The sequence below is a fragment of the Streptomyces sp. NK15101 genome, from assembly GCF_020400725.1.
Classification (GTDB): domain Bacteria; phylum Actinomycetota; class Actinomycetes; order Streptomycetales; family Streptomycetaceae; genus Streptomyces.
The window spans coordinates 1-9,025 of record NZ_JAINVG010000153.1 but is presented as its reverse complement, the minus strand read 5'-3'; the positions used below and the strand labels follow the sequence as shown (position 1 = coordinate 9,025).

At 73.3% G+C, this 9,025-nt stretch carries 8 protein-coding genes and 1 pseudogene; 5 read left to right on the top strand and 4 right to left on the bottom strand.

Features of this window, described 5'->3' with window-relative positions; genetic code table 11:
- Positions 1-377: GNAT family N-acetyltransferase (locus tag K7G60_RS37530; protein ID WP_225805446.1), on the top strand; the 377-nt coding region annotated here is incomplete at its 5' end.
- Positions 374-1,351, top strand: coding sequence for an ABC transporter substrate-binding protein (locus K7G60_RS37525; protein WP_225805445.1), 978 nt, complete (start codon positions 374-376; stop codon positions 1,349-1,351). The genes K7G60_RS37530 and K7G60_RS37525, both read left to right, overlap by 4 nt.
- Positions 1,352-1,379: 28 nt before the next feature.
- Here K7G60_RS37525 and K7G60_RS37520 read toward each other — a convergent pair whose 3' ends face one another.
- Positions 1,380-2,666 carry a DUF5685 family protein gene (locus K7G60_RS37520; RefSeq protein WP_225805444.1) on the bottom strand — a complete coding sequence of 429 codons (1,287 nt, stop codon included), beginning with the start codon at positions 2,664-2,666 and terminating at the stop codon, positions 1,380-1,382.
- Positions 2,667-2,988: 322 nt separating this feature from the next.
- On the opposite strand from K7G60_RS37520, the gene K7G60_RS37515 reads away from it, so the two are divergent.
- The gene (locus K7G60_RS37515) at positions 2,989-3,423 is read left to right on the top strand and encodes a cell division protein SepF (RefSeq protein WP_116161774.1); all 435 of its coding nucleotides are present in this window, start codon (positions 2,989-2,991) and stop codon (positions 3,421-3,423) included.
- Between the two features lie 43 nt (positions 3,424-3,466).
- Here the strand turns inward: K7G60_RS37515 and K7G60_RS37510 are convergent, their stop codons facing one another.
- The gene (locus K7G60_RS37510; protein WP_225805443.1) at positions 3,467-5,359 is read right to left on the bottom strand and encodes an MFS transporter; all 1,893 of its coding nucleotides are present in this window, start codon (positions 5,357-5,359) and stop codon (positions 3,467-3,469) included.
- Positions 5,360-5,831: 472 nt separating this feature from the next.
- Here K7G60_RS37510 and K7G60_RS37505 point away from each other — a divergent pair, with 472 nt between their 5' ends.
- The gene (locus K7G60_RS37505) at positions 5,832-6,662 is read left to right on the top strand and encodes a phosphatase PAP2 family protein (protein ID WP_374115743.1); all 831 of its coding nucleotides are present in this window, start codon (positions 5,832-5,834) and stop codon (positions 6,660-6,662) included.
- Between the two features lie 79 nt (positions 6,663-6,741).
- On the opposite strand, the gene K7G60_RS37500 is transcribed toward K7G60_RS37505, so the two are convergent.
- Entirely contained in the window at positions 6,742-6,957 is a 216-nt protein-coding gene (locus K7G60_RS37500) for an I78 family peptidase inhibitor (RefSeq protein WP_225805441.1), read from the bottom strand.
- A gap of 309 nt (positions 6,958-7,266) precedes the next feature.
- On the opposite strand from K7G60_RS37500, the pseudogene K7G60_RS37495 reads away from it, so the two are divergent.
- Positions 7,267-7,887 (top strand): annotated as a pseudogene (locus K7G60_RS37495) (cbb3-type cytochrome c oxidase subunit I); the annotation flags it as partial.
- Positions 7,888-7,904: 17 nt separating this feature from the next.
- Here K7G60_RS37495 and K7G60_RS37490 read toward each other — a convergent pair.
- Positions 7,905-8,891 (bottom strand): YafY family protein, encoded by a 987-nt coding sequence (locus tag K7G60_RS37490; protein WP_225805440.1) that lies wholly within the window; start codon positions 8,889-8,891, stop codon positions 7,905-7,907.
- Between the last annotated feature and the right edge of the window lie 134 nt (positions 8,892-9,025).

Sequence of the window (9,025 nt, the reverse complement as noted above, 5' to 3'; positions counted from 1 at the left end):
GACGGCTCGGGTCCGACGCCCCGGGCGACGGTCCGGGGGGGGGGGCGGCCCAGGGCCCCGGCCGCGCCCGCCCGGGCGGCCCGGGGGGGGGCGGCGCCTACCGCCGTTACGACGAGGACACCGCCGAACTGAAGCGGATCTGGACGCACTCGGCGCACCGCCGGCGCGGTCTCGCCCGCCGGGTCCTCACCCTGCTCGAACGGGAGGCCGCCGACCGCGGCTACTCCCGCATCTACCTGACGACGGGGCCCCGCCAGCCCGAGGCCAAGGGCCTCTACCTGGCCGGCGGCTACCGCCCGCTCTTCGACGTGTCCGCCGATCCCGAGTCGATCGGCCCGCTGCCGTTCGAGAAATTCCTGGAGAACCCGAAGCCATGAGTACGCGCACGAGTTCCGGCACCGCACGCACCACCCTCGTCTTCGCCCTGATCACCGCGGCCGCGCTCGGCCTCACCGCCTGCTCGGGCGGCGAGCCCGCGACCGCCCCGGCCGGGGCCTCGGGAGCGCCGGGCGCCGCGAAGGGCGCGCTCCCGACCGAGGACGTGGTGGCGGCGGTGAGGAAGAACGAGGCGGCGGCGAAGCTGCTCCCCGCCGATGTGCGGCGGCGGGGCAGCCTGACGCTCGCCTCCTCGGTGGCGACTCCGCCCAGCTCGGCCTATCTGCCGGACGGCAGGACCGTCGTCGGCGTGGACGCCGACTTCTCGGCCGCCGTGGCGAAGGCCCTCGGTCTGGAGCTGAAGCGCGAGGTGGTCGGCTTCGAGGCGATCCTGCCGGCGCTCGGCAGCGGCAAGTACGACGTCGGCACCGGGAACTTCGGCGTGACGGAGGAGCGGCGCAGGACCATCGACTTCGTGACGTACATCAACGACGGGCAGGGCTTCGCCGCCCGGGCCGACAGCAGCCTGAAGGCGGTCACCGACCTCACGCAGCTGTGCGGCCTGAAGGTGGCCGTGAACGCCGGCACCACCTTCGAGCGGACCCTGGAGAAGAACAAGGGCCGGTGCGCGGAGGCCGGGAAGCCGGCGTACGAGGTGAACGTCTACAGCGAGACCGGGGCGATCTGGATGTCGCTCCAGCAGGGCCGCAGCGACGTCGTGATGAACACGATCAACGGCGTGCGGTACGCGGTGACGCAGCAGAAGGACGTGAAGTTCCTCAACGAATACCGGCGCCTGGACGTCGGCTTCGCCTTCAGGAAGGGCACCCCGCTCGCACCGGCCTTCCAGGCGGCGGTGAACGGCCTCAAGGCCGACGGGACGTACGACAGGATCCTGAAGAAGTGGGGGGTGACCGCCTCGGGCATCGAGCGGTCGCGGATCTCCCCGCCGGAGATCCCCGCGCCGAAGAAGTAGCGGCGGCACGCGGGGCTCCGACGGGTCGTCAGCAGTTGCAGCCGCAGTCGCAGCCCCCGCAGTCGCCGCAGCAGCCGTCCCCCTCGCAGCAGGAGGAGCAGTTGCTGCAGCAGTCGCAGCAGTCGCAGCAACTGCCGGGGTCGCACTGCTGGCAGAGTCCCTCGCGCCGTTGGCGGGTCCAGGGGTCCTCGAAGGTCCCGCAGCACATCTGACAGGTGCAGGCGAGGCCGAGCCAGAGGGCGCAGCCGGCGATCAGACCGCGCCGGTTCGGCGGCTCGGGCGGGAGCGGACCGCCGGGGCCGCCCGGGCCGCCGGGGCCGGGGGCGTAGGGACCTCCCGGGCCGCCGGGTCCACCGGGGCCGGGAGCGTACGGGTTGCCGGGCACCGGGCCGTAGGAGGAGGCGTACGGGTTCCCCGGCACCGGCCCGCGGCCCGCGCCCGGCGCACCGTGCGAGCAGCTGGTCGTGCCGAAGGCGCGGTCGACCGAGTTGCGCAGCTCGTGGGCGAGGAGGACGTGGGCGAGCCTGCCGTCGGCGAACTCGGCGTCCTTCAGGGCGAGGCGGATGCCGTGGAGGGCGTCGTCGGCGAGCCGGCGGGCCTCCTCTCGGGAGGTGCCGGTGGCCGTGAGCGGGTTCCACGCCCCGCTCTCGGCGTCGGCGGCCTGGTCCTCGACGGCGTCGAGGAGGTGGGCGAGGCGGCCGAAGAGGCGGCCCGCCTCGGCGAGCGGCGCCGCGTTCCCCGGCCGTCCCGCGAGGACGGCGGTGTGCGCGAAGGCGGCGGCGGTGGCCGTCTCGGTCGGCTCGGTGACGGTGAGCAGGGGGGTGCCGGGTCCCGCGAGGGCCTCGATGCCGGTCTGGCGGTCGACGGCGTCGACGAGGACGGCGGTGTCGAAGCCGAGGTCCCGGCCGGTCCTGGCCCCGGCCCTGTCCCAGGAGCGGGCGACGCGGCGGGCCGCGGCGGCGACGGGGCGGCGGGCCAACAGGCCGTCCCCGTCGGCGACGTGGTCCCGGACCTTCGCCGAGGCGAGGACGAGCGAGACGGCGGCGGCGAGTCTGGCTCCCTCGCCGCGGGCGACGGGGGCGGTCCGCATGGCGCGCAGCGCGCAGGGCCCGGCCGTGCGGCGGCCCGCCTCGGTCACACCGGTCTGAGCCTCCGTCAGGACGGAGACGATGAGCCCGTCGTAGTTGGTGACGATCCGGGCGAGCTGCCCGTGATCGGCGCGGAGCGCCAGGCAGAGGCCGCAGAGGTGGGCCATCCACTCGGTCCTGAGACCTTCGGTGAGGCGGTGGGTGCAGGGTCTGACGATTCCGAACAAGGACTCCCCCGTGAGTCGCGGGCTGGGCGGGCGAAGGTCCGCCGTGCGGCCTCGCGGCATCGTAGCGAGTGGGTCCGTTCACCCGTACGCGCCCATCGTCACCCTTGTGACCCGACTTTCATATTTTCAGCTGCATGGCCCTCCGTCAGGGCCCTCATACCGCAAGTTTCCTGACGAATCGCCAGGAAACGGCCCTCACGTTCTGCACCAGTACCGTCACGAATCCCCTGCGCGGCGCCTATCCACTTGGCGCGCGATCCGCATCATGGACGACGATAGGGAAATGCGGAACCACAAGTGACCGCGCTGAAAGGAGGCGTCCATGGGATCGGTGCGCAAGGCGAGTGCCTGGCTGGGACTCGTCGAGGACAACGACGAGCGTTACTACGACGACGAGTACGCCGACGGTGCCGAGGGCGGCGACGCCTGGGTGACGGACCCCCGGGTCCGGGTGGCCACGGACACCGCCGAGGAGCGGGGCCGCCGGATCGCCACCGTCTCTCCCGACGGCTTCCGGGACGCCCGGGGCATCGGCGAGCTCTTCCGGGCCGGGGTTCCGGTGATCGTGAACCTGACCGCGATGGAGCCGAACGACGCCAAGCGCGTCGTCGACTTCGCCGCCGGTCTCGCCTTCGGCCTGCGCGGTTCGATCGAGCGCGTGGCGACGCGGGTCTTCCTGCTGACCCCCGCCGACACCCAGATCGTCACCGGCGAGACGGGCCGGCGTCAGCAGGACGGTTTCTTCAACCAGAGTTGAGCGGGTCCGCCGGCCGGACCGGGCACCGCCCGACGGGATCGGGTCAGTGCGCCGGGCGCCCCGAGCCGGCGGGCTCGATCACTTCCCGGGTCGCGGGCACCCGCGGCTCGCCCCCCTCCGGGGAACCGGACGCCTCCGGACGATCGGCCTGCCCCGGCACACCGGACGTCCCCGGGGCACCGGCCCGCTCCGAGCGGTCGGCCCACTCCGCCACGGCGGACATCCCGGCGAAACCGGCCCGCTCCGAGGGACCGACGGATGCCGCCTCCGGCGTCCCCGCCACCGTCCCGACCGCGGCCGGCTCCGTGTCCCAGGGCCCCGCGGCCCGGCCCGGACCCTTCCGGTCCGAGAGCTCCCCCCGGGCCTCCCGGGCGTCGAAGGCCTCCTCCGGATCCACCGAACACTCCATGATCCGCGGCAGCCGCCGGGCCATCAGCGCGCCGACGAGCAGCAGCCCGGCGCTCACGAAGAGCGTGACGTGCAGGCCGTGCACGAAGGAGTGCCGGGCGGCCTGGTGCAGGGCGCCTCCGGCCGTGCCGCCGAGCTGGTCGGCGACCTTGTAGGCCTCCCCGAGCGAGTTCGCGGCGGCCCGGCTCGCCTCCGCGGGCACACCGGGGACCGAGGCGAGCGCGGGGGCGTACACGGCGTTCATCACGCTGCCGAGCAGTGCGATGCCCATGCCCGCGCCGAGCTGGTACGAGGTCTCGCCGATCGCGGCCGCGCCGCCCGCGCTCTGCTGCGGCGCCTCGCTGAGCATCGACTCGTACGCCGAGAAGAGCGTGGTCTGCAGGCCGAAGCCGAGCAGCACGAACCCCACCGTGAGGAGCAGCGGCCGGTCGTGCTGCCCCATGAGCGTGAGCAGCAGCACCGCGGCGGCGGTGAGCACGAAGCCCCAGCCGACCATCCGGCGCGGCCCGACCCGGCGCAGGGTGTACGAGCCGGTGGCGCCGGCGGCCATGGCGGCGAAGGTCAGCGGGAGGAGCCGGAGCCCGGTCTCCAGGGGGCTGAGGCCGAGGACCAGCTGGAGGTACTGGACGGCGATGAGCTCCAGGCCGACCAGGGCCAGCATGCCGATGACGATGCAGCCGACCGAGGTGGTGAAGGCGGCCCGGGAGAAGAGCCGCAGGTCGATCAGCGGGTGCGGGCGCCGCTTCTGCCGCCGTACGAAGAGGACGAGGAGCGCGGCGCCGAGCAGCAGCGGCCCGGCGGTCGGCAGGGCGAGCAGCGGGTCGCCGGCCCCGGCGCGTTTGACGCCGAGGACGCAGCCGAGCACGCCGGCCGCGGCCATGAGCGCGCCGAGCACGTCCCAGGGGCCGTCGCCGGCGCCCCGGGACTCGGGGAGGAGGCGGCGGCCGAGCGGGAGGATCAGCGCCATCAGCGGGATGTTGATGAGGAAGACGGATCCCCACCAGTAGTTCTCGACGAGGAAGCCGCCGAGCACCGGTCCGGTGGCGGCCCCGATCGCGGCGGTGGCGGTCCAGACGCCGATGGCGGTGGCGCGCTCCCTCCGGTCGGGGAAGACCGCCCGGAGGATGGAGAGCGTGGCGGGCATGATCATGGCGCCGCCGACGCCGAGCAACGCGCGGGCCCCGATGAGGACCGCGGGCTCGGTGGCGAGCGCGGCGACCGCCGAGGAGATGCCGAAGAGCGCGTAGCCGAGGAGGAGGACCCTCCGTCTGCCGACCCGGTCGCCGAGGGTGCCGAAGAGGATCAGCAGCGACGCGCAGACCAGGGGGTAGGCGTCGACGATCCAGAGCAGCGCGGTGGAGCTGGGGCGCAGGTCCTCGGTGAGGGAGGGGACGGCGACGTGGAGGATGGTCGCGTCGAGGGCGACCAGGAGAAGACTGACGCAGAGGACGACGAGGACGACCCAGCGGTTGGCGCCGGAGCCGACGGCGGAACGCGATCGCCCTTGGGCCGTGTTCGTCCGCGACATGTACGTACCTCCCAGTGAAGCTCTCGCGCTCGGTGGGCTGTGACCAGGGCGTATGCCCCTGGGGCGGCCCGGCATCGACGGGCGAGTGAGCCGTCAGCGTACGCGAGTTCAAGGCCCGAGCGCGTGGTGCAGCTCTCACCTCGCCGGGGCTCGGTGTGTGGCGTACGCCACTCGGCGCGGTCCGCGCGTCGCATGGAATTCCGCACGGACGTCTGTTTGAGGGAATTCCGGCACGCTCAAACAAACTTCCGGAATCGCCCCGCGCGGGAATAGCGCGGAAGGTCATCGGATTTCCCGACGGACGGCCGGAATGGACTGGTCACTGAGACCTACTCCACATCACATGGTCATCACGAAGGGAGCGGAACGACCGGGTCTGCTTCTCACTCCCTGTAACGTCCATTGGGTGCGTACCGACATCTTTGCCCGGCTGGACCGGGAGCCGGAACCGCCGAAGATAGAGGTCCCGCGGATGACCCGCACGCGTCTCGCCCTCTTCGGCGGGACGTCGGCGTTCTATCTCGCCATCGTCGTGGCCGTCCTGCTCTCCACGTGGCTGGTGACCCTCGACTGGAAGATCATGCTCTTCCGGCCGTACCAGCAGTGGCCCGAGATCCACGGCTTCCTCGACTACTACGTCGTCCTCGGCCAGCGCGGCCCCACGGCCGTCATGGTGGCCGCCTGGCTGGGCTGGCGCTCCTGGCGCCAGCACACCCTGCGTCCCCTGCTGTGCCTCGGCGCCGCCCTCCTGCTGCTCAACGTCTCGGTGGGCTCGGTCAAGCTCGGACTCGGCCGCCTCGGACCCCATTACGCGACCCAGGTCGGCTCGGCCGAGCTCTTCGCCGGCGGCGACATATTCCCCTCGGGGCACACCGCCAACGCGGTCGTGACCTGGGGCATCCTCGCCTATCTGGCGACCACGCCGAGGGCCCGGCGCTATCTGTCGGCCCTCTCCGCGGTGGTCGCGCTCGGCGTCGGCCTCACCACCGTCTACCTCGGCACGCACTGGCTGAGCGACGTGCTGCTCGGCTGGGCCGCCGGGCTCCTCGTCCTGCTCGCGCTGCCCTGGTGCGAGCCGGTCCTGGCCGTGGCGGAGTCCTGGATCCTCGCCGCGCGCGACCGGGTGCGGGAGCGGCTGCGGGAGCGCCGCCGGCTCGTGCCCTCGCTGCCCGTGGCCTCCGGCGGTCCGCGCCCCGCGTTCTTCCCGCCGCGCCCGCCCGCGCCCGAGGAGCCGGTACGTGAGCCCGTCCGGGAGCCCGTGGGAATGGCCGGCGGCCGGCGCGCCCCGGTGACCCGCGGCTGATCCGCACCGCTCCTCCGCGTACGCGAAGGGCCCCGGCCGATGCGGCCGGGGCCCTCGTCCGTGCGGTCCCGCCGGCTTCTCAGCCGAGCCAGCAACGGGTGACGGTGCCGTCCTCGACCTCGAAGTTGATGCGCCCGGACAGGTACTCCATGGTGATGATCGAGCCGGGCGGCAGGGACCGGACGACGCTCCAGCCGCGGGTCCTGGCAAGTCGCTCGGCTCCTTCGGCCGCAAGGCCCACATAGGACTCGGGAGCGTCGCGGGGCGGTTCGGGAGTGCGCGAAGTGGGTGACATGAACCTCACGTTAGTCCCTCGGCGGTCACGCTTGTGTCACAAGTTCTCGACATATGCTCGCCCTGTCCGCCCGTCAGTCGCAGGGCGGGTTTCCGGCCGTTTCTCCAGTAATTCCGAGCCGTACCCATCAGTTCGCACGAAGGGCGCGGAAGCGCCGACAAGGCACCGGCAATTCCCTTCTTCCCGCCGACGGCCCCGAATTGCGTCGGCGACGCGCACGTGTGGCACGCACTCTTCCCTTACACAATGCTTACGCTGTCGGAACGCCCGGAGACGCGGAGCCGGGGGGAGGGCGAGGCCGAGGCGGCGATGGGCGACGGGACGGCGACCGCGACCTCCGAACCGGCCCGGCAGCGGCACGGCCGCGTCCTGATCGACTGGCTCACCACGACCGACCACAAGAAGATCGGCCATCTCTACCTGGCCACCGCGTTCGTCTTCTTCCTGCTCGCCGGGCTCATGGCGATGCTGATGCGGGCCGAGCCGGCCCGCCCGGGCCTCCGGCTCGTCCCGAACCTCGAGTACAACCAGGCCCTCGCCCTGCACGGCACGATCATGCTGCTGCTCTTCGCCACGCCCACCTTCGCCGGCCTCGCCAACGCGATCATGCCGCTGCAGATCGGTTCCCCCGACGTCGCCTTCCCGCGGCTGAACTTGTTCTCGTACTGGCTGTTCCTCTTCGGCGGGCCGATGGTGATCGGCTCCCTCCTCACCCCGACCGGCCCCGCCGCCTTCGGCTGGACCGCCTACGCGCCGCCCGACAGCCTGGAACGGTCCCCGGGCGTCGGCGTCGACCTGTGGTTCACGGGGCTCGCGCTCTCCGGATTCGGCACGACCCTGGTACTCGTCGCCCTCCCCGTCCTCGCGGCGGCGCTGCTCGCCCTGGAGGCCGACCGGCGACTCGGCGCCGTGGTCTTCCGGCCCGAGAACGTACGAACGGCTGCGGATCAGCGCCCCGGCCGCGGACCGGCGCCCGACCGGTCGAGGGCCCGGGACAGCCGGTCCCTGAGCGCCCCGACCGCCTGCACGAGCTCCGGCGGCTCGACCACCTCGAACTCGAAGCCCATGAACGCCACGTGGAACACCATCATGTCCAGGGTGTTCGCCCCCGTCCGCAGCAGGCAGGCGTCCTCGCCGTCCGCCGTCAGGACCCCGTCCAGCGCGCCGACGACCGCGGCCGCCTCGGCGAGCGGGACGAGCAGCCGGATCGTCGCCTCCGCCGCGTAGGCGGTGCCGGACACGCCCTTCGCCACATACGCGGCCAGGTCCTCGGCGGGCGGCTCGCGGGGCGGGAAGCGGGGGCCGTGCGGCGGGGCCGGCTCGATCCGGTCGGCCCGGAACGTACGCCAGTCGTCCCGGTCCAGGTCCCAGGCGACCAGGTACCAGCGCCGCTCCGTGCACACCAGACGGTGCGGTTCGACGGTCCTGCGGGTGGCCGTGCCGCCGTGGTCGCGGTACGCGAAGCGGAGCCGCTCGCCGTCCCGGCAGGCGTTGGCCAGCTCGGTGAGGACCGCCGGATCGACCCGCTCCCTCGGGGTGCGCAGCAGGGGCACCGTGAAGTCGTTGAGCGCCCCGATCCGGCGCCGGAGCCGGCCCGGCAGGACCTGCTCCAGCTTCGCCAGGGCGCGCACGGAACTCTCGCCGATGCCCTCGACGCCCTGGCCGGCGGCGGACCGCAGCCCGACCGCGACCGCGACGGCCTCCTCGTCGTCGAGGAGCAGCGGCGGCAGCTCGGCGCCGGCCCCGAGCTGGTACCCGCCGCCCGTGCCGGGGCTGGCGTGCACGGGGTAGCCGAGCTCCCGCAGCCGGTCGACGTCCCGCCGCACGGTGCGGGCCGTCACTCCGAGCCGCTCGGCGAGATCGGCACCGGACCACTCGCGATGGGCCTGAAGCAACGACAGCAGCCGCAACAGCCGCGCGGAGGTCTCCAACATGCCCCGAGTCTGCCACCCGGCCCTGCCGCGCACGGCCCCACCACCACACCGACGCCCACCCCACGCGCCCCCGTCGTGGGCAGTCGTACCACCTGGCCGGTGCCCGCCCCCGCCCACCCCGTGGTGGGCAATCG